18 protein-coding genes are annotated in these 21,410 nt (G+C 63.3%); 15 read left to right on the top strand and 3 right to left on the bottom strand.

The features are described 5' to 3' along the window. Positions 1–442 precede the first annotated feature (442 nt). Genes rpsP through rplS form a run of 4 tightly spaced genes read left to right on the top strand, consistent with a single transcriptional unit; the run spans position 443 to position 2,381 of the window. Complete coding sequence (gene rpsP / locus OU800_RS17955) at positions 443–694, top strand: 30S ribosomal protein S16 (protein WP_009403592.1); 252 nt, start codon at positions 443–445, stop codon at positions 692–694. A gap of 8 nt (positions 695–702) precedes the next feature. Then, entirely contained in the window at positions 703–1,239 is a 537-nt protein-coding gene (gene rimM, locus OU800_RS17950; RefSeq protein ID WP_268178700.1) for a ribosome maturation factor RimM, read from the top strand. A 5-nt stretch (positions 1,240–1,244) separates the two neighbouring features. Further along, positions 1,245–1,988, top strand: coding sequence for a tRNA (guanosine(37)-N1)-methyltransferase TrmD (gene trmD / locus OU800_RS17945; RefSeq protein ID WP_268178699.1), 744 nt, complete (start codon positions 1,245–1,247; stop codon positions 1,986–1,988). Positions 1,989–2,030: 42 nt separating this feature from the next. Then, a complete protein-coding gene (gene rplS / locus OU800_RS17940; RefSeq protein ID WP_003246155.1) occupies positions 2,031–2,381 on the top strand; it encodes a 50S ribosomal protein L19 in 351 nt (116 codons plus the stop codon). Positions 2,382–2,447: 66 nt separating this feature from the next. Here rplS and OU800_RS17935 read toward each other — a convergent pair whose 3' ends face one another. Beyond that, positions 2,448–3,128 carry a hypothetical protein gene (locus OU800_RS17935; RefSeq protein WP_268178697.1) on the bottom strand — a complete coding sequence of 227 codons (681 nt, stop codon included), beginning with the start codon at positions 3,126–3,128 and terminating at the stop codon, positions 2,448–2,450. Between the two features lie 91 nt (positions 3,129–3,219). After that, positions 3,220–5,064: a cation:proton antiporter gene (locus OU800_RS17930; RefSeq protein ID WP_268178696.1), complete on the bottom strand. Its 1,845-nt coding sequence runs from the start codon at positions 5,062–5,064 to the stop codon at positions 3,220–3,222. 63 nt (positions 5,065–5,127) lie between these two features. Between OU800_RS17930 and xerD the strand changes: the two genes are divergently transcribed. The 4 genes from xerD to thrC all read left to right on the top strand — a co-directional run bounded on the left by xerD (position 5,128) and on the right by thrC (position 9,811). Beyond that, complete coding sequence (gene xerD / locus OU800_RS17925) at positions 5,128–6,024, top strand: site-specific tyrosine recombinase XerD (protein ID WP_268178695.1); 897 nt, start codon at positions 5,128–5,130, stop codon at positions 6,022–6,024. Positions 6,025–6,166: 142 nt separating this feature from the next. Further along, a complete protein-coding gene (locus tag OU800_RS17920) occupies positions 6,167–6,895 on the top strand; it encodes a disulfide isomerase DsbC N-terminal domain-containing protein (protein WP_268178694.1) in 729 nt (242 codons plus the stop codon). 101 nt (positions 6,896–6,996) lie between these two features. Further along, complete coding sequence (locus tag OU800_RS17915; protein WP_268178693.1) at positions 6,997–8,301, top strand: homoserine dehydrogenase; 1,305 nt, start codon at positions 6,997–6,999, stop codon at positions 8,299–8,301. Positions 8,302–8,401: 100 nt separating this feature from the next. Then, a complete protein-coding gene (thrC, locus tag OU800_RS17910; RefSeq protein WP_268178692.1) occupies positions 8,402–9,811 on the top strand; it encodes a threonine synthase in 1,410 nt (469 codons plus the stop codon). A gap of 56 nt (positions 9,812–9,867) precedes the next feature. Here thrC and OU800_RS17905 read toward each other — a convergent pair whose 3' ends face one another. Further along, a complete protein-coding gene (locus OU800_RS17905; protein ID WP_268178691.1) occupies positions 9,868–10,119 on the bottom strand; it encodes a hypothetical protein in 252 nt (83 codons plus the stop codon). Between the two features lie 283 nt (positions 10,120–10,402). Here OU800_RS17905 and bacA point away from each other — a divergent pair, with 283 nt between their 5' ends. The 7 genes from bacA to OU800_RS17870 all read left to right on the top strand — a co-directional run bounded on the left by bacA (position 10,403) and on the right by OU800_RS17870 (position 21,267). Continuing rightward, positions 10,403–11,023: a biofilm formation regulator BacA gene (bacA, locus tag OU800_RS17900; RefSeq protein WP_268178690.1), complete on the top strand. Its 621-nt coding sequence runs from the start codon at positions 10,403–10,405 to the stop codon at positions 11,021–11,023. Positions 11,024–11,036: 13 nt separating this feature from the next. Continuing rightward, the gene (locus tag OU800_RS17895; RefSeq protein WP_268178689.1) at positions 11,037–11,732 is read left to right on the top strand and encodes a PspA/IM30 family protein; all 696 of its coding nucleotides are present in this window, start codon (positions 11,037–11,039) and stop codon (positions 11,730–11,732) included. A 60-nt stretch (positions 11,733–11,792) separates the two neighbouring features. Beyond that, on the top strand, positions 11,793–12,434 hold the full coding sequence (locus OU800_RS17890) for an OB-fold-containig protein (RefSeq protein ID WP_268178687.1): 642 nt from the start codon (positions 11,793–11,795) through the stop codon (positions 12,432–12,434). An 83-nt stretch (positions 12,435–12,517) separates the two neighbouring features. Further along, positions 12,518–14,563 (top strand): flotillin family protein, encoded by a 2,046-nt coding sequence (locus tag OU800_RS17885; RefSeq protein ID WP_268178685.1) that lies wholly within the window; start codon positions 12,518–12,520, stop codon positions 14,561–14,563. Between the two features lie 210 nt (positions 14,564–14,773). Beyond that, positions 14,774–20,014, top strand: coding sequence for a DNA repair ATPase (locus OU800_RS17880; protein WP_268178683.1), 5,241 nt, complete (start codon positions 14,774–14,776; stop codon positions 20,012–20,014). Next, a complete protein-coding gene (locus OU800_RS17875) occupies positions 20,011–20,565 on the top strand; it encodes a rhomboid family intramembrane serine protease (RefSeq protein WP_268178682.1) in 555 nt (184 codons plus the stop codon). The genes OU800_RS17880 and OU800_RS17875 overlap by 4 nt, the downstream gene beginning before the upstream one ends. Before the next feature lie 12 nt (positions 20,566–20,577). Next, on the top strand, positions 20,578–21,267 hold the full coding sequence (locus tag OU800_RS17870) for a phospholipase D-like domain-containing protein (protein ID WP_268178680.1): 690 nt from the start codon (positions 20,578–20,580) through the stop codon (positions 21,265–21,267). Positions 21,268–21,410 lie beyond the last annotated feature (143 nt).

Genomic DNA, 21,410 nt, shown 5'->3' with positions numbered 1-21,410 from the left:
ACGTTTCGACGTGAGCCGCGTTGCTGCGCCAAATTGCGCCAGGCTAGGCGCGGGATGCAGGTAATGGTCGTTCCCTTGCCTAATCCCGCAACGACGCATGGCGCAATTTGCCGCGCAACCCGAAGGGACGGGCCAGTTTTTGCGTGGTGCGTTGTTGCTCGACGGCTCATTTGGGCGACCAAACTTCGCGTCTCGCGCCTAGCTCCACGCAAAAACTGGCTCCGTCGCGGCCACGAGCGAAACGTCAACAGGCCCTAGGAAAGCAGCCGCAAGCGACGAGCTGCAAGCCGCAAGAAAGGGCCACAGTCTGGAAATCTGCTTTTACTTGTAGCTTGTGGCTTGAAGCTTGCCGCTTTTGCTCATAGAATATGCGGCCTTTCGGGCCTAGGCCCATTTTTGATGTGTGCCTCAAGTTAGCACCGACAACAGGAACGATGTTCTCATGGTAACTATTCGTCTCGCTCGTGGCGGCTCCAAAAAGCGCCCCTTCTACCACCTGACCGTGACCAACAGCCGCAATGCGCGCGACGGTCGCTTCGTGGAGCGTATCGGTTTCTTCAACCCGATCGCCTCGGGTGCCGAAGTCAAGCTGTCCGTCAATCAAGAGCGCGCTACCTACTGGCTGAGCCAGGGTGCCCAGCCGTCTGAGCGCGTTGCTCAGCTGCTCAAGGAAGCTGCCAAGGCTGCTGCCTAAGCACGCTCATGAGTACGACGCCGGCCGTAGCCGAGGATCTGGTGGTTCTCGGCAAGATTGTTTCGGTGCACGGCGTCAGGGGTGAAGTGAAGGTCTATTCCTTTACCGATCCCATCGATAACGTGCTCGATTACCCGCGCTGGACGCTCAGGCGTACAGGCGAGGTGAAACACGTGGAACTGGCCAGCGGCCGCCTGCAAGGCAAGGTGCTGGTGGCCAAGTTGAAGGGTCTGGATGATCGCGAAATCGCGCGTACCTACGCCGACTTCGAGATCTGCGTGCCGCGCAGCGAGCTGCCAGACCTGGATGATGGCGAGTTCTACTGGTACCAGTTGCAAGGATTGAAGGTCATCGATCAGGCAGGGCAGTTGCTCGGTGTGGTCGACCATCTGTTCGAGACTGGTGCCAATGATGTGATGGTGGTCAAGCCCTGCGCGGGCAGCCTGGATGATCGCGAGCGCCTGTTGCCCTATACGGAGCAATGCGTGCTGGTGGTGGATCTGGCAGCCGGCGAGATGCGGGTCGACTGGGATGCGGATTTCTAAGGCTCATGCGCGTAGAAGTCATCACCCTGTTCCCGGAAATGTTTGCCGCTATTGGCGAGTACGGTATCACCAGTCGCGCGGTGAAGCAGGAACTGCTCCAGCTCAATTGCTGGAACCCGCGAGACTACACGACGGATCGACATCATACGGTGGATGATCGCCCCTTCGGCGGTGGCCCTGGCATGGTGATGAAGATCAAGCCTCTGGAAGACGCTCTGGCCAGTGCCAGGCAGGCTGCAGGGGAGACGGCGAAGGTGATCTACCTCTCGCCGCAAGGCCGCCAGCTCAACCAGGCTGCGGTGCGCGAACTGGCGCAGGAGCAGGCTCTGATCCTGATTGCCGGTCGCTACGAAGGAATCGACGAGCGCTTCATCGAAGCGCATGTGGATGAGGAATGGTCGATTGGCGACTACGTCCTGTCCGGCGGTGAGCTGCCGGCCATGGTGCTGATCGACGCGGTAACGCGCCTTTTGCCTGGTGCATTGGGTCATGCCGATTCGGCCGAGGAGGACTCCTTTACGGATGGCCTGCTCGACTGCCCGCACTACACCCGCCCGGAGGTGTATGCGGATAAACGTGTTCCTGAAGTGTTGCTTAGTGGCAACCACGAACACATCCGGCGCTGGCGTTTGCAGCAGTCCCTTGGTCGGACCTGGGAACGCCGCGCCGATCTTCTGGATAGCCGCTCGCTTTCTGGAGAAGAGAAGAAGCTGCTGGAGGAATACATCCGCCAGCGGGACGATAGTTAACGTATCGATGGCAGGCCGGGAGGCTTGTCTTAGGAGCGCAGCATGACCAACAAGATTATCCAGATGCTCGAAGCCGAGCAGATGAACAAAGAAATCCCGACCTTCGCCCCGGGTGACACCGTAGTGGTTCAGGTGAAGGTGAAGGAAGGTGACCGTCAGCGTCTGCAGGCCTTCGAGGGCGTGGTGATCGCCAAGCGTAACCGTGGCCTGAACAGTGCCTTCACCGTGCGCAAGATCTCCAGCGGTGTGGGCGTCGAGCGTACCTTCCAGACCTACTCGCCGCTGGTCGACAGCCTGAGCGTCAAGCGCCGCGGTGACGTGCGCAAGGCCAAGCTGTACTACCTGCGCGACCTGTCCGGCAAGGCCGCACGCATCAAGGAAAAGCTGTCCTAAGTTCGGACGCTTCTCGCAAAAAAAAGCAGCCTTCGGGCTGCTTTTTTCGTTATTGCGCGGCTGTTTTCAGGGGCGCAGGCTGATCTTCAGGCTGGCCTGCGACAGGTCGATGTCGTTCAGTTGCAGGCTGCCGAGGCTCTGGCTCTGCGGGGCGCCCTTGACGCGGATGTTGTCGAAGCGCATCTCGCCGATGGAGCTGGGCAGGTTGACGTTGATCGAGCCGTCGGCATTCATGGTCGAGCGCAGCTTGCTGGTGTCGTAATGCACGTCGCTCATGCTGTTTTCCGCTTCCAGGCTTTCCAGCGCCGGCATGACCAGCTTGGCCAGTTGCTTGACGGTGCCGATGCCATCGCCGCTCTCGGCTTGCAGCAGCAGGCCTTGCAGGGCGTTGTCCAGGCCCTGGGCGCTGACGTCGCTCATTTCGCTGTCGCTGAGGCTCTGCATGCCGCGCGGCAGTTCCTGGCGACTGATGCTGCTGCTCGGTTGCATGCGTTGGATGTCCGCGCTGGCCATCTGGAAGGGGCTGAGCAGGGCAGCGACCAGGGTGGCGGTGAGGCGCAGGTTGGTCTGCTTCTTCAGCGCTTTGGCCAGTTGTTTCTCGGTCAGCAGGCCTTGCTCGACCAGGACTTCACCCAGGCGTTTACGGCTGACCAGTTGTATCTGGATGGCCGCATCCAGCTGTTTGGAGGTGATCAGACCCTTGTTGATCAGGATCTGACCCAGACGAGATTGGGTGTGATTGGACATGGCTAGGCTACCGGGCGAGGTGATGGCGTGTTGAAATCATGCGCTTGGTGTGCCTATCCGTCACCCAACCAAAGATAGGCTGCCCTATGTTTCATGCTGTGACTTCAGGTTCTTCCTGCTCGGATGAGCGGGTGGGCGTTTCCTCTGTTTCGATCAGTGCCGTCAGTGTCCAGCCAATACCCGGAGTGAAGTCCAGAGGGTTCGTGGCCACATGCAGCCAGCCGCTCGGATCGCGGGCCAGGATCAGTGTGGCACGTTTGCCGTGCAGCGCCTGATAGGCGTCCCAGTCGAAGGTCTGTGTCAGGGTGGTGCTGCGTACTTCGTCGCCACGCGCCAGTTGGCTGGCGAAGCGTGGATAGCTCGAGGCCTGGCTGCCCAGCGGTAGGCCGCGTACCTCGTCGCTGCTGCGATGCTTGTCGCTGCGCTTGCCGTCCGCGCCCGCGGGTAGGGTGAAGCGGCGGTTGCCGGGAAAATCATGGCGAAAGTGCATGCAGGCCAGAGCGTTGAGTTCCGCTGAAGGGGACAGCGCCAGCAGGTGGCCAAGTCCCACCAGATCCAGGTGGGCTTCGGCGTGCTGCGAGGTCGGATTGCCGAAGTAGGTGGGCAGCCCGGCCATGCGTGCGGCGCGGATGTTCTCCCAGCTCGAATCGGTCAGCAGCACCTGGTTGCCGAGGCTCTGGATGGCCTTGCCCAGGGCGCGCGCCACCGGGTTGGCGCCGATGATCAGAAAGCCGCTCGGTGAAGGTTCGGTCGCTTTCAGCAGGCGCGCCAACGGACGCGCGGTGGCGCTCTGGATGACCACGGTACCGATGATCACCATGAAGGTCAGTGGCACCAGCAACTGGGCTTGGGGGTTGCCCTGCTGCTCCAGGCGCAGGGCGAAGATGGCCGAGACGGCGGCAGCGACTATGCCGCGCGGGGCGATCCAGGCCAACAGGGCGCGTTCGCGCCAGTTCAGGGCAGAGCCGAGGGTGCAGGCCAGGATGTTCAGGGGGCGGGCGACGAACTGGATCACCGCCAGCAGGATCAGGGTCACCGGGCCGAGCGCCAGCAGGGCGTGCAGATCCAGGCGTGCGGCGAGGATGATGAACAGGCCGGAGATCAGCAGGACGCTGAGGTTTTCCTTGAAATGCAGGATCGGGCGGATATCCACGCCGCGCATGTTGGCCAGCCACATACCCATCACCGTGACGGCCAGCAGCCCCGACTCGTGTTCGATCAGGTTGGCGGCGATGAATACGCCGATCACGACGGTCAGGGCGGTGAAAGTGTGCAGGTATTCGGGCAGCCAGCGGCGCCGCAGGACGATGCCGAAGGCCCAGCCGGCGGCTGCGCCGAGCAGGCTGCCACAGGCGATCACCGCGGCGAAGGTGCTCAGGCTCTCGCTCCAGGCATTGCCTTCTGCATAGCTGACGATGAAGGCGAAGGTGACCACCGCCAGCAGGGCGCCGATGGGGTCGATGACGATGCCTTCCCAGCGCAGGATGTTGGCCACGGCGGAGGTGGGGCTTACCACGCGCAGCATCGGTGCGATCACGGTCGGTCCGGTAACCAGGGTGAGGGTGCCGAACAGCAGCGCCAGATCCCAGGAGAAACCCAGCAGATAGTGACTGGTCACACTGATCACCGCCCAGGTCAACAAGGCGCCCAACGTGACCAGGCGGTGCACCACCTTGCCGATCTCGCGCCATTCCGACAGGTGCAGGGTCAGGCTGCCCTCGAACAGGATCAGCGCCACGGCCAGGGAAATGAAGGGAAACAGCAGGGGCCCGAACAGCTCCTGCGGGTCGAGCAGGCCGAGCAATGGGCCGGCCAGGATGCCACCGAACAGCAGGAAGAGAATCGCCGGCAGGCGGATGCGCCAGGCCAGCCACTGGCTGGCCAATGCCAGCAGGCCGATACCGCCCAGGCTCAGCAGGATCTGTGTTTCACTCATCGGATCTCCCTATCGCGCTCGGGCTGTGGAAAACTAGATGACTCACTGGTTCATGAGTCTGCGATGTCAACATTACCCGATCCTCTGATCGAACGCTTTCTCGAAGCGTTGTGGCTGGAAAAGGGTCTGTCTGCCCATACCCAGGCGGCCTATCGCAGTGATCTGGAGCATTTCCATGCCTGGCTCGATGGGCGCGGCCTGGCCCTGCAGCATGCGGGGCGCGATGCCATTCTCGATCACTTGGCCTGGCGTCTGGAGCAGGGCTATCAGGCCCGTTCCACGGCGCGCTTCCTCTCCGGGGTGCGCGGCTTCTACCGCTTTCTTCTGCGCGAGGCGCTGATCGCCGAGGATCCCACCTTGCAGGTGGAGTTGCCGCAGATCGGCAAACCGCTGCCCAAGTCGCTATCCGAAGCGGATGTCGAGGCGCTGCTGCAGGCGCCGGATCTGGACGATCCCATCGGCCTGCGTGACCGCGCCATGCTCGAGGTGCTCTATGCCTGTGGTTTGCGCGTCAGCGAGCTGGTGGGGTTGACTCTCGAGCAGGTCAACCTGCGCCAGGGCGTGCTGCGGGTATTCGGCAAGGGCAGCAAGGAGCGCCTGGTGCCATTGGGCGAGGAAGCCATCGCCTGGATCGAACGCTACAGTCGTGAGGCGCGACCCTTGCTGCTCGGCGGCAAGCCCAGCGATGTGCTGTTTCCCAGCCTGCGTGGCGAGCAGATGACCCGGCAGACCTTCTGGCACCGCATCAAGCACCAGGCGCGCGTGGCCGGAATCGCCAAGGCCCTGTCGCCGCATACCCTGCGTCATGCCTTTGCCACGCATCTGCTCAACCATGGCGCCGATCTGCGCGTGGTGCAGATGCTGCTGGGTCATAGCGACCTGTCCACCACGCAGATCTATACCCATATCGCCCGCGCCCGCTTGCAGGAGTTGCATGCCCAGCACCATCCCAGGGGGTGAGCGGGAACATCCCACGCGCGGCGGACTCGAAGAGAACGATCCGTCTGCCCGTTCACACCGCTGGCGCAGCGTCTCGCTGCCGGAGGGTGCTTATGTGGTAGGCTGTGCCGATTTCGCCGCTCGTCGTTCGACAGGAGTTTTCATGTCCCCGATTCGTCTTTCCGTCGCCCTGGCTCTGGCACTGGGTAGCAGCATCAGCCTGGCCGCCGATCCGGATCAGGCCATTCGTCAGAGCCTGAAGTCGTTGGACGCCGACCTGCCGATCGAAGCCATCGCCGAGAGCCCGGTGTCGGGTATCTACCAGGTGCAGCTCAAGGGCGGTCGCCAGCTCTATACCAGCGCCGACGGTCAGTTCCTGATTCAGGGCTATCTGTTCCAGGTCAAGGACGGCAAGGCAGTCAACCTCACCGAAATCGAGGAAAGCCGCTCGGTCGCCAAGGAGATCAACGCCATTCCCGCCAAGGAAATGGTGGTCTTCGCGCCCAAGGCGCCGAAAACCCATATCACCGTGTTCACCGATACCGACTGCGGCTACTGCCAGAAGCTGCACAGCGAAGTGCCGGAGCTCAACCGTCTGGGCGTCGAAGTGCGTTACGTGGCTTTCCCGCGTCAGGGCCTGAACAGCCCGGCGGCCAAGGAGTTGGCCAGCGTCTGGTGTGCCAAGGATCGCCAGGCGGCGATGAATCTCGCCAAGACCCGCCAGAGCGTGCCGGAGGCCGATTGTGACAATCCGGTGGCCAAGCAATACCACCTCGGGCAAATGATAGGTGTGAACGGTACGCCGGCCATCGTGCTGGCCAACGGCAAGATGATTCCGGGCTATCAGCCGGCGCCGCAGTTGGCCAAGATTGCCCTGGAGTCGAACGACTGAGTTGGATTGACTAACAAACAGCCGCTTCGTAAGGTGCGGCTCTTTATCTGCGGCCGGAGCATGCTCCGGCCGTTTCGTGCAGTGCTGATGGGGAATTGAGTGTGAAGCCGGTCAAAGTGGGCATCTGTGGGTTGGGCACCGTCGGTGGCGGTACTTTGAATGTACTCAAGCGCAACGCCGAGGAGATTACTCGGCGTGCCGGTCGCGGCATCGAGATTGCCCAGATCGCCATTCGTTCGCCCAAGCCGCAGTACGACACCACCGGCATTGCCATGACCCGCGATGTGTTCGAGCTGGTCAACAACCCCGAGATCGATATCGTCATCGAGCTGATCGGTGGTTATACCTTGGCCAAGGAGCTGGTGCTCAAGGCCATCGACAACGGCAAGCATGTGGTCACCGCCAACAAGGCGCTGATCGCCGTGCACGGTAACGAGATCTTCGCCAAGGCGCGCGAGAAGGGCGTGATCGTTGCCTTCGAGGCCGCCGTGGCCGGTGGTATCCCAGTGATCAAGGCGATCCGCGAAGGCCTGGCGGCCAACCGCATCAACTGGTTGGCCGGCATCATCAACGGCACCGGCAACTTCATTCTTACCGAGATGCGCGAGAAGGGTCGTGCCTTCGACGACGTGCTCAAGGAAGCGCAGGCGCTGGGTTATGCCGAAGCCGATCCGACCTTCGACGTCGAAGGCATCGATGCCGCGCACAAGCTGACCATCCTGGCGTCCATCGCATTCGGCATCCCGCTGCAGTTCGACAAGGCCTACACCGAAGGCATCACCAAGCTGACCACGGCCGACGTGAACTACGCCGAGGCGCTGGGCTATCGCATCAAGCACCTGGGTGTCGCGCGTCGCACCGATGCCGGTATCGAGCTGCGCGTACACCCGACGCTGATTCCGGCTGACCGTCTGATCGCCAACGTCAACGGTGTGATGAACGCGGTGATGGTCAACGGCGATGCCGTTGGCAGCACCCTCTATTACGGTGCCGGTGCTGGCATGGAGCCGACCGCTTCGGCGGTGGTGGCCGACCTGGTGGACGTGGTGCGTGCGCTGACCACCGATCCGACCAACCGCGTGCCGCACCTGGCCTTCCAGCCGGATTCGCTGTCCGATCACCCGATCCTGCCCATCGAGGAGTGCGAGAGCGCCTACTACCTGCGCATCCAGGCCAAGGATCACCCGGGCGTGCTGGCCCAGGTGGCGAGCATCCTCTCCGAGCGTGGCATCAACATCGAGTCGATCATGCAGAAGGAAGCCGAGGAGCAGGACGGCCTGGTGCCGATGATCCTGGTGACCCATCGCGTGGTCGAGGCGCGTATCATCGAAGCCATCGCCGCCATGGAAGCGCTGGATGGCGTGACCTCGCCGGTCATGCGCCTGCGCGTCGAGCAGCTCAATTAACAGTAGCTGCAAGCCTCAAGCCCCAAGCTGCAAGCGGAGCGCTGCTTCACTTGTAGCTTGTAGCCTGTAGCTTGCGGCTCGAACCGAAGGTTTGAAAGTCATGCGCTATATCAGTACCCGCGGCCAGGCGCCGGCCCTGAATTTTGAAGACGTGCTGCTGGCAGGCCTTGCCAGCGATGGCGGCCTCTACGTGCCGGAGAACCTGCCGCGGTTCACCGTCGAGGAAATCGCTTCCTGGGCGGGGCTGCCGTATCACGAGCTGGCCTTCCGGGTGATGCGCCCGTTCGTTGCCGGCTCCATCGCCGATGCCGACTTCAAGAAGATCCTCGAAGAAACCTACGGCGTGTTCGAGCACAATGCTGTCGCGCCGCTGCGTCAGCTCAACGGCAACGAGTGGGTGCTGGAGCTGTTCCATGGCCCGACCCTGGCGTTCAAGGACTTCGCCCTGCAACTGCTCGGCCGTCTGCTCGACCATGTGCTGGCCAAGCGCGGTGAGCGCGTGGTGATCATGGGGGCTACCTCCGGCGACACCGGCTCGGCGGCCATCGAAGGCTGCAAGGCCTGCGATAACGTCGACATCTTCATCATGCACCCGCACAACCGTGTGTCCGAGGTGCAGCGCCGGCAGATGACCACCATCCTCGGCGACAACATCCACAACATCGCCATCGAAGGCAACTTCGACGACTGCCAGGAGATGGTCAAGGCCAGCTTCGCCGACCAGGGTTTCCTCAAGGGCACCCGCCTGGTGGCAGTCAACTCGATCAACTGGGCGCGAATCATGGCCCAGATCGTCTACTACTTCCACGCTGCGCTGCAGCTCGGCGGCCCGGCGCGTTCCATCGCCTTCTCGGTGCCCACCGGCAACTTCGGCGACATCTTCGCCGGCTACCTGGCGCGCAACATGGGCCTGCCCGTCAGCCAGCTAATCGTTGCCACCAATCGCAACGACATCCTGCACCGCTTCATGAGCGGCAATCAGTACGTCAAGGAAACCCTGCACCCGACCCTGTCGCCGTCGATGGACATCATGGTCTCGTCCAACTTCGAGCGCCTGCTGTTCGACCTGCACGGGCGTAACGGGGCGGCCATCGCTGGCCTGATGGACAGCTTCAAGCAGGGCGGCGGTTTCAGCGTCGAGGAAGATCGCTGGACCGAGGCGCGCAAGCTGTTCGATTCGCTGGCGGTAAATGACGAGCAGACCTGCGAGACCATCACCGAGGTGTATCAGGAGTGCGGCGAGCTGCTCGATCCGCACACTGCCATCGGTGTGCGCGCAGCGCGTGAGTGCCGTCGCAGTCTGGCCACACCCATGGTGGTGCTGGGTACCGCGCACCCGGTCAAGTTCCCCGAAGCGGTGGAGAAGGCCGGTATCGATGCGGTGCCGACGTTGCCTGTGCACCTGACCGATCTGTTCCAGCGCGAAGAGCGTTGCACGGTGCTGGCCAATGACCTCAAGGCCGTGCAGCAGTTCGTTGCCGCTCATGGTAATCGTGGCAAGCCTCTTTAAGGGTTTTGCGTAACCGAGCCGGCGCCCTTGTGGCGCCGGTTTCGTTTGTGCACTGCTCAGTGTGCGAATAGCAGACCCAGCAGCGCCATCAGGATGATCAGTGTCAGCCAGATCAGGGCGTTGGCTCGACTGGCGCGAACGATGGCTGCGCCGCGCGGGCGCAGTGGAGGATTGTCTTCCAGGTACTGGTCGACTCGCCGTTCGGCTTCGTCCGCTGAGAGTCCATAAGCATCGCGTAGCAAGGTGATGGCGGCTTGGCGTCGGTCGACGTGCAATAGCTGACGCACGTCTTCTGGTAGTTCCTGCATGGCATGAAGCCTGTTCGGGTGATGGGCCGGTTCTGCGACCTGGTTGGCGCTTTTGCCTGTGCGCGGTCGGCAGCTTTGCGCTTTAATGCGAACTCCTCTGTAGGGAAGCACTGGTGTTGGACATGGATGATCCTATCGCGATTCTCTTTTTTCTTGCCTGTCCACCTTCGTGTCGCCTGCTCGGGGCGGCGGCGGATGCCTGCGCGCGCGCCTGACGAACGATGTCACATTTATCACATGTAATGACTTTACGTTTTACATGTGAGGGTCTAGGCTGCGTTTCATGGACAGCAAATCATCCGCTCATTACCAGCGTCTTTACCGTCAGCGTCTGCGTGAGCAGGGGTTGGTCAAGAAGGAAGTCTGGATCTTGCCCGAGCATGCGCCGCTGTTGCTCGCGCTCGAGCGCAAACTGCGCCAGCCACAGTCGCTGCTGGCTTCGATGGAAAAGGAGGAGGGTATGAACATGCCTCAGGTTTGGACTGCCAAGGCGCTGCACGAAGCCCTGGCGGCAACGGAACTGTTCCAGAGCGGCCAGGCTGGCATCGAGCTGATCGACGGCGCCGACGCCAGCCTGCATATCAGCATGCGCGAATACGGCGATCTGCCGCTGTTCGTCGCCGTGTTCGGCGAGCAGATCATCGTCGAGGCGCTGCTCTGGCCGGCCAGCGACGTGCGCGATGCCGCTGCGTTCAACGAAGAAGTGCTGCGCACCCACAAGCTGTTCCCGCTGTCGTCCATCGGCCTGGAAAAAATGGCCGATGGGCGCGACTGCTACACCATGTTTGGCGCGCTGAGTTCGTCCTCGAGCCTGTCCGACGTGGTGTTCGAGATCGAACTGCTGGCGGACAACGTGATCAAGGCCACCGAAGCCTACGAAGGCTTCCTCAAGTCTGGCGCCTGAGAGGAGAAACGCGATGAATGTCTGGAGCAAATTGCTGACCGCGCTGCGTGGCGGCGCCAACGAGATGGGGGAGGCTGTGGTCGATAGCCAGGCCCTGCGCATCCTCGACCAGGAAATCCGCGACGCCGATGTCGAGCTGCGCAAGTCCAAGGAAGCGCTGGCCGAGATCATGGCCAAGCACAAGTTGGCCAGCGACAAGGTGGCCAAGAGCGCGGCGAGCATCGCCGAGTACGAACAGTACGCCCTCAAGGCCCTGGAAGCCGGCAACGAGACCCTGGCCAAGGAGGTGGCCGAGAAGATCGCCAATCTGGAAGTCGAGCAGGCCAGCGAGCGCGAGCAGGCCGAAGGTTTCGCCGCCAGCGTGGCGCAACTGCGCAAGGCCGTGAGCCAGGCCGAGGGCAATATCAAACGCCTCAAGCAGCAGGTGGATACGGTCAAGGCCACCGAAAGCGTGCAGAAGGCGCAGATGGCCGTGGCGCAGCGCTACGGTGGCTCCCAGGCCAAACTGCAGACCGCGGTGGAGTCGCTTGAGCGCATCAAGCAGCAGCAGGCCGAGCGTGCGGCGAAGATGGAGGCTTCGGCCGAACTGGCCGCTACCAGCGCGCCGGACGATTCGCTGGAAGCCAAGCTGCGTGCCGCCGGCATCAAGGCCGACAACGCCAGCGCCGACAGCGTGCTGGCACGCCTGAAGGACAAGTCCAAGGCTTGATCCTGGTGTGAAAGACACGGGGCGTTCGCGCCCCGTTTCCCTGGTTCGGGAAAGGAAAAAATGGAACTCTTCCTGCAGACTTCGCTGTCATTCCCTACCGTCATCTACAGCTTCCTGCTGTGCGTGGCGGTCATCTACTGGCTGGTGGTCGCCGCCGGCCTGCTCGAGGTCGATCTGCTCGACATAGAGGCCGATTCGGTGATGGAAGGCAGCGGCCAGACCGAAGGCCTCGCCGGCCTGCTGTACAAGTTCAAGCTCGACGGCGTGCCGGTCACCCTGGTGCTGACGCTGTTGTTCTTCTTCGCCTGGTTCATCTGTTACTTCATCGAGCTGTGGCTACTGCGCCATCTGCCGCTGGGCATTCTGCGCTACCCGCTGGGGCTGGTGGTCATCGCCGGCGCCCTGGTCGTTGCTGCGCCGCTGTGCGCGGCGATCTGCCGGCCGCTACGGCCGTTGTTCCACAAGGTGGAGGCGATCAGCAGCAAGTCGGTGCTGGGCCAGGTGGCAGTGGTGCGCAGTGGTCGCGTCACCGCCAGCCATGGCGAGGCCGTGCTGGAGGATGGCGGCGCCGGGTTGATCCTGCGCGTGCGCGCCGACGAGGCATTGGGCTTCAAGCGTGGCGACCGCGTGGTACTGCTGGAGTACCTGGCGGCCGAGCACGCCTATCGCATCATTACCGAAGAAGAGTTTCGCGGCGTCTAGCCGACAATCCCCACGTAACAGAGGGCTGGCAGCCTAGGCGTGGCCGAATCTGCCTGCACAATTCGCAAAGGAGTGAAGCTGTAATGGAAAACCTCATCCCCTTCATCATCGGGGCCGGGCTGGTCGTCCTCTTCCTGGTCGCCCTGATCGCCCTGTTCAAGGCCTTCTACATCAAGGTTCCGCAGGGCACCGCGCTGATCGTCAATGACATGAGCTCGACGCCCAAGGTGCACTTCACCGGTTCCCTGGTGTATCCGGTGATCCACCTCAAGGAGTTCATGAAGATCTCCCTGATCACCCTGGAAGTGGACCGTCGTGGCAAGGATGGTCTGATCTGCCGCGACAACCTGCGTGCCGACATCACCGTGGCCTTCTACCTGCGCGTCAACGAGACCCAGGAGGATGTGCTCAAGGTGGCCAAGGCCATCGGTGTGGATCGAGCCTCCGACCGTGGTGCGGTGAACGAGCTGTTCAACGCCAAGTTCTCCGAGGCCCTGAAGACCGTCGGCAAGCAGTTCGACTTCGTCCAGCTATTCGAGAATCGCCAGGACTTCCGCGACCGCATCGTCGAGGTCATCGGTAACGACCTCAACGGTTACGTGCTGGAAGACGTGGCCATCGACTACCTGGAGCAGACCTCCAAGGCTTCGCTGGATCCGAGCAACATCCTCGACGCCGAGGGTATCCGCAAGATCACCGAGCTGACCGCTGCGCAGAACGTCATCACCAACGAACTGGAGCGCAACGAAGAGCTGGCGATCAAGAAGAAGAACGTCGAGACCCGCGAGGCCACCCTGGCCCTGGAGCGCCAGCAGGCCGACGCCGAGGCGCGGCAGAAGCGCGAGATCGAGACCATCCGCGCCCGCGAGGAAGCGGAAACCCTCAAGGTGCGCGAAGAAGAGCGCCTGAAGGCCGAACAGGCGCGTATCCAGACCCAGCAGGAGCTGGACATCCGCGCCGAGAACCACCAGCGCGAAGTGGAAGTGGCGCAGCAGAACCGCCAGCGTGCCGTGGTCATCGAGGTGGAGAAGGTCACCCGCGCCAAGGATCTGGAAGTGGTCGCCCGCGAGCGCGAGGTCGAGCTGCAGCGCATCGAGAAGGAAAAGGCGCTGGAAGAAGAGCGCAAGAATATCGCTGGGGTGATCCGCGAGCGGGTGGCGGTGGAAAAGACCGTGGCGCAGGAAGAAGAACGCATCAAGGAAGTGCGCGAGGTTTCCGAGGCCGAGCGCCTCAAGCAGGTCGCCGTGCTCAACGCCCAGGCCGAAGCCGAGCAGGAGCTGGTGCGCCAGGTCAAGCAGGCCGAGGCCGATGAGACTCGCTCCAAGCACAAGGCCGTGGAAATCAACAACCTGGCCCAGGCCGAGCTGGAGGCTGCAGCCAAAAGCGCCGAGGCCAAGAAGAAACTGGCCGAAGGCATCGAAGCTGAGCGCGCTGCGCCCGGTCTGGCCGACGCCAAGGTACGTGAAGTCACCGCCGCGGCGAAGGAGAAGGAAGGCCTGGCCGAAGCTCGCGTGGAAGCCGAGCGCCTGATTGCCGAAGCCAAAGGCGAGCAGGAAAAGGGGCTGGCCGAAGCCCGTGTGCTGGAAGCCCAGGCGGCTGCCAAGGAAAAGGATGGCCTGGCCGAAGCCAAGGTGCTGGAAGAAAAACTCAGCGCCCAGGCGCGCGGCGAAGAACAACTGGGCCTGGCCAAGGCCAAGGCGACCAAGGAACAGGGTTCGGCAGAAGCCTCGATCCTGCTGGAGCGCCTGAGCGCCGAAGCCGAAGGTCTGGGCAAGAAGTTCGGCGCGCTGGACTCGCTCAGCGACACTGCCCGCGCCCACGAAGAGTTCCGCATGCAACTGGAGAAGAGCTTCGAGGAGGCCATGGCCGCCATCGCCGCCAACAAGGACATCGCCAAGGACCAGGCCGAGGTGCTGGCCGCCGCCATGGCCAAGGCGAAGATCGAGATCGTCGGCGGCGAGGGCGACTTCTTCAACTCCTTCGCCAAGTCGCTGTCGGTGGGCAAGGCCATCGAAGGCGTGGTCGGCAAGAGCCCAGTGGTGCAGGACGTGATCTCCCGCCTGCTGGCTGGCAAGGCAGCGCCCGCCGCGCCGGTGGTCGCGCCGAGCGCCGGTTCGGAGCAGGCCTGAGCGACCTGCCTGTAGGGTGGACAACGCGTAGCTTGTCCACCGCTCTGCGTCGCCAATGGTGGACAAAAAGAGCGTTGTCCACCCTACCGGCCAGAGCATGCCGAGCCTTGTGGGAGGGGCTTTAGCCGCGAACCTCCCACGCATTTTCCAGCCCCCTTGCCTGGCTGACCGGGCGAGGGGGCTCGATGCCGAATATCCAGGAAGAACACGATGTCGGACGCACAAGCACAGGATGTATTGGACAAGGCCGTCGCCGAGGGCGGCGCCTATGAGGTGTTGCACAAGCGCCTGCAGGAGCAGGGCCAGCGCCTGCGTGCGCTGACCGAAGCACTCAACGGCCAGCGCCTGGCCGAGTTCGGCAGCAGCGCCATGGAGGCCATTGGCCGAGTGCGCATCCGCACCGAGAACAACTGCATTGCTCGCGATATCGTCCAGGTCGGTGACTGCCTGCTGTTCGGCTACAACGTGTTCATCGGCCTGAAGAAGGAAACCAGCGTCGCCGACGTGTTCTCCCTCTACCGCCTGGTCGAGGGCGCCGAGGGCTATGAGGCCGAGCCGGTGCCGCTGGAGGGTTCGTTCCTGTCTCAGGCCAGTTTCGTCGCCGACTTCAACGAGCTGTACACCTACTACAAGAACACCCGTCTGCTGCAACTGGCCATCCGTGATGGCAAGCTGCTGGCGAGCTTCCAGATCGGCGAGCGGGTCAGCGACATCCGCGTGTTCCGCTGGTTGATCTCGGTCGATGGGCGCGAAGTGCGCTACATCGACAACCGTGGTGAGCGCGATATCGCGCTGCCGGCGCCGTTCGACTTCGAGTGGCAGAAGACCACCCGCGAGATGGTGGTCATGGGCCGCCATCCGCACCTGAACATCCTCGATACCGTTTTCGTCGAGACCGTTGGCGGCGATCTGACCATCAAGGTGGAGAACAACACCCAGGATGGCCTGGGCATCTACCGCGAGCCGGTGGTGGACAAGACCCAGTCGCTGGACGACGCGCAGATCGAATATGCCCGTCTGGGCAGCCTGATACTGCTGAAGATCCTGCCGTACCGCGAGGAGCAGTGGCGCTACCTGGTGTTCAACAGCCTGACCAGCAAGGTCGAGCGCATCGATGCCATCGGCCTGGCCTGCGTGCAGCTACCGGAAGACCACGGCATCATCTTCCCCGGTGGCTACTACCTGCAGAGCGGTGAGTACAAGACATTCGAGCAGCCCATGGGCGGCATGCGCTTCAAGCGCTCGGTGCGTTCGCCCAACGGCGAGGACGTGCAGTACATCTTCTACCACCCGGAAGAAGGCCGCGCGGCGCTGTTCACCTACAACATGATCAACCGCCAGTTGCACAACCCGATCTTCGGCCACGGCTACGCGCGCCTGGAAGACGGGCGCATGGTGATCTTCTCCGCCGAGGGCAGCGAGCCGACCCGCATCCACCCGATGCAGATCTGGCAGACGCCGTTCGAGAGCGACGACTACGCCGCCCGCCAGCCGACGCGCAGCGGCTTCTTCGGGCGTATCGGCAATGCCGAGCTGGTGCGTGGCGTGTCCGACCTGCTCAACCTCAGCCGCGAGATCGACAGCCGCGAAGTGTCGGTGGCGCGCTACACCCAGCTCTGCCAGAACACTCGCCGTCTGTTCGACCTCTACCACTGGCTGGGCGACGCCCAGTGCGCCGAGCTGGCGCCGCTGCTGCGCGAGATCGCCGCTACCGGCGAGTTGGTGCTCGATGAGTTCGAGAAGGTCGAGAGCATTCGCCAGCAGTCCGCCCGCGCCATGGCCGAGGCCGAAACGCGGCAGAAGACTCTGCTCTCCGGCCTGCTGGTGGACAGTTGGGACGAGGTGCAGCACTTCGTCGAAGCGCTCAACGCGATCAATGCCCAACGCGGCCAGTTGCTGACCATCCGTGACTACCGCTACATCGACGTGGCGCGCATCGACGCCATGGAAGCCGAACTGCTGGAAGCTCAGGAGCGCGTGGCCACCGCCACCTCCGCCTTCCTCGCCAGCGACGCCGCGCTGCAACCCTACGTGCAGCGCCTCGGTGAGCTGGACGGCCTGGCGCAGAAGGCCGAAAGCGTCACCCAGCTAAACGAGCCGCTGGCCGAGATGCAGGCCATGGCCGGCAATCTGGACATGCTCTCCAGCCTGATGGCCTCGTTGAAGATCGACGATGCCACCCAGCGCACCGCCATCGTCGAGTCGATTTCCGAGGTTTACGCCCACCTCAACCAGGCCAAGGCGCGTGCCGAACAGCGGCGCAAGGGCCTTGGCTCGGCCGAGACCGTGGCGCAGTTCGGCGCCCAGTTCAAACTGTTCAGCCAGGGCATCACCAACGCCCTGGCGCTGGCGCAAGACCCGGAGAAGTGCGACGAGCAGTTGTCGCGCCTGCTGGTGCAGCTCGAAGAGCTGGAAAGTCAGTTTGGCGATCACGAGGAGTTCCTCAGCGACATCCTCGGCAAGCGCGAAGAGCTGCTGGAGACCTTCGAGTCGCACAAGCAGAGCTTGCTCGACGACCGCCAGCGCCGCGCCCAGGGTGTGCTCGATGCTGCCCAGCGGATTCTCGACAGCCTGGGCCGGCGCACCGCGCGCCTGACCCAGATGGAGGAGCTCAACGCCTTCTTCGCCGCCGACCCGCTGATTCTCAAGCTGCGCGAGATGGCCGAGCGCCTACGCGAGCTGAAAGACAGCGTCAAGGCCGATGACGTCGAGGCGCGCCTCAAGGCCGCCCGTGACCAGGCGGTGCGCGCCCTGCGCGACAAGAGCGAGCTGTTCGAGGAGGGCGGTAACGTCATCAAGCTCGGCCCGCGCCATCGCTTCAGCGTCAACACCCAGGAGCTCGACCTGACCCTGATGCCGCGCGGTGATCAGCTCTATCTGCACCTGACCGGCACCGATTTCCTCGAACCGCTGCGCGACGAGACGCTGGAAGGCCTGCGCGACTACTGGCAGGTGTCGCTGGAGTCCGAGTCGCCTGCGCTGTACCGCGCCGAATACCTCGCCGGCCTGGTGCTCGACGCCGCCGTGGCCGGCCGTGAAGGCCTGAGCCTGGATCTGCTCAAGACCCACCTGGCGCAGCCGGAAACCCTGACCCGCTTGATTCGCGACTTCGCCGCACCGCGCTACAAGGATGCCTTTGAAAAGGGCATCCACGATCATGATGCGGCGCTGATCCTCAGCCAGTTGCTGCCGCTGCGCGAAAGCGCCGGGCTGCTGCGTTACGCGCCGGCGGCGAGGGGCTTCGCCGCGCTGTTCTGGAACCGCTGGGGGCAGGACATCGAGGCCGAGCTGTGGCCGGAGCGGGCGCGCAGCAGCCTGCACCTGCGCCAGTTGTTCGGCAGCGAGGATGGCGTGCAGCGCCTGCGCGAAGAGGTCGACGCGGCCATGCAGCGCTTCCTCGCCCAGCATCCGCTGCCGGTGGACGCCGCACAGCGCCAGGCGGCTGCGGCCTATCTGGTCGAGGAGCTGGCGGCCAAGCCCATCGAGTTCAGCTTCAGCAAGTACGCCCGGCAACTGCTCGACACCCTGCAGCAGCGCATGCAGGCCAGCCATGTCTGGGACGACTACCGCGCCGCGCTGGACAACCTGCGTGGCCGCCCGGTGCAGCGCTGGTCGCTGGCGCAGACCTGGTTCGACGGCCTGTGCGCGCAGGACGCCGCCATGGCCGAGCTGGCCGACTACGTGCCCGAAGCGATCGCCGTCAGCCTGCTGGATGACGAATTCCCGCGGCGTTTCACCGAGGTCGATCTGCGTTTCACCGTCAGCGGCCTGCTCGGCGATCATCCGCGACTGCAGAATGGCAGCCTGGTGCTGGCCATCGACGATTACTTCGCGCGCCTGCAGCAGCACCTGGATCACTTCGTACCGCAGTTGCAGCGCTACCAGGCGCTGCGCCAGGAGGTGATCAACCGTGAGCGCCAGGCCCTGCGCCTGTCCGAATTCAAGCCGCGGCCGCTGTCGTCCTTCGTGCGTAACAAGCTGATCAACGACGTGTACCTGGGCTTTATCGGCGACAACCTGGCCAAGCAGATGGGCACCGCCGGCGAGAACAAACGCACCGACCTGATGGGCCTGCTGATGCTGATTTCGCCGCCCGGCTACGGCAAGACCACGCTGATGGAATACGTGGCGCACCGCCTGGGCCTAATCTTCATGAAGATCAACGGCCCCGCTCTCGGCCATGAAGTGCGCTCCATCGACCCGGCGCAGGCGCCGGACGCCACCTCGCGCCAGGAGCTGGAAAAGCTCAACCTGGCGCTGGAGATGGGCAACAACGTGATGCTCTATGTCGACGACATCCAGCACACCCACCCCGAGTTCCTGCAGAAGTTCATCTCGCTCTGTGACGGCACGCGGCGCATCGAAGGCGTGTGGAAGGGCAAGACCAAGACCTACGACATGCGCGGCAAGAAGTTCTGCGTGGTGATGAGCGGTAACCCGTACACCGAGTCCGGCGACGTGTTCAAGATCCCCGACATGCTCGCCAACCGCGCCGACATCTACAACCTCGGCGACACCCTGGGCGGCATGCAGGAAGCCTTCGCGCTGAGCTACATCGAGAACAGCCTGACCTCCAATCCGGTGCTGGCGCCCTTGGCCACCCGCGATATGGCCGACGTCTACCGCTTCGTCGCCAAGGCCGAGGGCAAGCCGTTCTCGGCCAACGAGCTGAGCCACACCTACAGCGCCGCCGAGGTCAACGAGATCACCTCGACCCTGCAGCGCCTGATGCAGATTCGCGATGTGGTCGGCCGGGTCAACCAGCAGTACATCGTCAGCGCCGCGCAGGCCGACAGCTACCGTACCGAGCCGCCGTTCAAGCTGCAGGGCAGCTACCGCAACATGAACAAGATGGCCGAGAAGATCAGCTCGGTGATGAACGACGCCGAGCTGCTGCAACTGATCGCCGACCACTACCAGGGTGAGTCGCAACTGCTCACCACCGGCGCCGAGGAGAACCTGCTCAAGCTCGCCGAGCTGCGCGGCAACATGACGCCCGAGCAGGCCGAACGCTGGGCGCAGATCAAGCGCGACTTCATGCGCAACAAGGCCATGGGCGGCAGCGATACGGACGTTGGCGGCCGCGTGGTGGCGCAGCTCAATGATCTGGTCGAGAGCGTGCGTGGCCTGGGTGCCGGCGGCAAGCCGGCCAGCGAGGCGCCGAGCATTCCCTGGGAGCAATTGCTGGCTGGATTGGACAACCTCGGCAAGCTGCGACCACAGGTGGAGGTGGTTGCGCCGCCGCAGCCGGGTACGCAAAAATTGCTCGAAAGCCTGGCCGATAGCCTGGAGAACAGCTTCCTGCCGCTGATCAAGGCGATGGACAAGAAAATCGACATCGATTTGCGTACCCACAACCGCATGCTGGAAATCTCCACCCAATTGCGTGATCTCGGCACGCTGCTCGGCCAGGAGCAGCGCAGCGATGCCGCGGACGACGAGGCGCCGTGAGGCGAGGTTGGCTGATCGAGCTACGTCCGCTGCTGCTGATCAGCGGCGCGATGCTGCTGGTGCAGCTGGTCAATGGCGCCCTTGGCGGCGCCTTGAACGTCTGGGGGCTGGTGCCCCGGCATATCGAGGCGCTGCCGGGCATTCTTCTCGCCCCCTGGCTGCATGGCAGTTGGGCGCATCTGCTCAGCAACCTCAGCGGCTTGCTGGTGCTCGGCAGCCTGGTGCTGCTGCGCTCGCGTCGTGATTTCTTCTTCGCCAGCGTCTTCATCATCATTGGTAGCGGGGCGCTGGTCTGGCTGTTCGGCCGCACCGGCCTGCACGTCGGGGCCAGTGGCTGGCTGTTCGGTTTCTGGGGGCTGCTGCTGGCGCGGGCCTGGTTCGAGCGCAGCCTGCTCGACCTGCTGCTGGCGGTGCTGGTGTTCTTCCTCTACGGCGGCTGGTTCTTCGGCCTGCTGCCGCGTGCCGGCGTTTCTTTTGAATACCACCTGGCGGGGGCTTGCTGTGGCGTTCTCTATGCCGCCTTGTCTCGCCGTCGCCGCAATTATCGATAAAAGGGATTTTCCATGGACTTCAACCGCCTCGACCAGCAACTGCGTGACAGCCTCGCCGATCTGCGCCTGAGCAACGAGGAGCGCGACGAGCTGCGCCAACTGGGTAGTGAACTGAGCAGCGATCAGGTGCGCTTCATGCGCAACCGCGCGTTTGGCCTTGCTCGCGAGCTGATGCGCGAGCCTGAGAACGTCGAGCCAGCGCTGAAATGGCTGGAGCAAGTCATCAAGACCCTCGACAGCGTTGGCAGCGCGCCACGCGTCGAGCATGCCACGGCGCACTTCAGCCCCGGTGAGAGCTGCCGGCGCAAGATCCGCGAGCTGTGCCGCCAGGCGCGCAAGAGTGTGGAGATCTGCGTCTACACCATCTCCGATGATCAGCTCAGCGAGGAAGTTCTCGCCTGCCATCAACGCGGCATCGCCGTGCGGGTGATCACCGACAACGAAAAACAGTTCGATGTCGGCAGCGATATCCAGTGGTTGCGCGACAAGGGCGTGCCGCTGCGCATCGACGCCGGCCCCTTTCACATGCACCACAAGTTCGCCCTGTTCGACGGCCGTCTGCTGCTCAACGGCAGCTTCAACTGGACGCGCAGTGCCAGCACCAGCAACGAGGAAAACCTCCTGGTCATCGACCACCCGCAACTGGTGGCGGCCTACAGTCGTGAGTTCGAGTCGCTCTGGGCGCGTTACGCAGGCAACTGAGTAAAACCTGGCTTGTGACTTAGCGGCGTTGCTCAACCGAGATGGTTCGGTCGCCAGAGGGCGCGAAAGCTGATTGCCACACTGCTTTGAACTGACGGCTGTGGCTATCTGCCATAATCTCGAATCGCATCATGCCTTGATCG

Source organism: Pseudomonas sp. GOM7, assembly GCF_026723825.1.
GTDB lineage: Bacteria > Pseudomonadota > Gammaproteobacteria > Pseudomonadales > Pseudomonadaceae > Aquipseudomonas.
This window is presented reverse-complemented; position numbering and strand designations above follow the sequence as displayed.

Excerpts from the sequence above, each read along its gene's own strand:
- rpsP (WP_009403592.1), top strand. The coding sequence starts at position 443 with ATGGTAACTATTCGTCTCGCTCGTGGCGGCTCCAAAAAGCGCCCCTTC.
- rimM (WP_268178700.1), top strand. The coding sequence starts at position 703 with ATGAGTACGACGCCGGCCGTAGCCGAGGATCTGGTGGTTCTCGGCAAG.
- trmD (WP_268178699.1), top strand. The coding sequence starts at position 1,245 with ATGCGCGTAGAAGTCATCACCCTGTTCCCGGAAATGTTTGCCGCTATT.
- rplS (WP_003246155.1), top strand. The coding sequence starts at position 2,031 with ATGACCAACAAGATTATCCAGATGCTCGAAGCCGAGCAGATGAACAAA.
- OU800_RS17935 (WP_268178697.1), bottom strand. The coding sequence starts at position 3,128 with ATGTCCAATCACACCCAATCTCGTCTGGGTCAGATCCTGATCAACAAG.
- OU800_RS17930 (WP_268178696.1), bottom strand. The coding sequence starts at position 5,064 with ATGAGTGAAACACAGATCCTGCTGAGCCTGGGCGGTATCGGCCTGCTG.
- xerD (WP_268178695.1), top strand. The coding sequence starts at position 5,128 with ATGTCAACATTACCCGATCCTCTGATCGAACGCTTTCTCGAAGCGTTG.
- OU800_RS17920 (WP_268178694.1), top strand. The coding sequence starts at position 6,167 with ATGTCCCCGATTCGTCTTTCCGTCGCCCTGGCTCTGGCACTGGGTAGC.
- thrC (WP_268178692.1), top strand. The coding sequence starts at position 8,402 with ATGCGCTATATCAGTACCCGCGGCCAGGCGCCGGCCCTGAATTTTGAA.
- OU800_RS17905 (WP_268178691.1), bottom strand. The coding sequence starts at position 10,119 with ATGCAGGAACTACCAGAAGACGTGCGTCAGCTATTGCACGTCGACCGA.
- bacA (WP_268178690.1), top strand. The coding sequence starts at position 10,403 with ATGGACAGCAAATCATCCGCTCATTACCAGCGTCTTTACCGTCAGCGT.
- OU800_RS17895 (WP_268178689.1), top strand. The coding sequence starts at position 11,037 with ATGAATGTCTGGAGCAAATTGCTGACCGCGCTGCGTGGCGGCGCCAAC.
- OU800_RS17890 (WP_268178687.1), top strand. The coding sequence starts at position 11,793 with ATGGAACTCTTCCTGCAGACTTCGCTGTCATTCCCTACCGTCATCTAC.
- OU800_RS17885 (WP_268178685.1), top strand. The coding sequence starts at position 12,518 with ATGGAAAACCTCATCCCCTTCATCATCGGGGCCGGGCTGGTCGTCCTC.
- OU800_RS17880 (WP_268178683.1), top strand. The coding sequence starts at position 14,774 with ATGTCGGACGCACAAGCACAGGATGTATTGGACAAGGCCGTCGCCGAG.
- OU800_RS17870 (WP_268178680.1), top strand. The coding sequence starts at position 20,578 with ATGGACTTCAACCGCCTCGACCAGCAACTGCGTGACAGCCTCGCCGAT.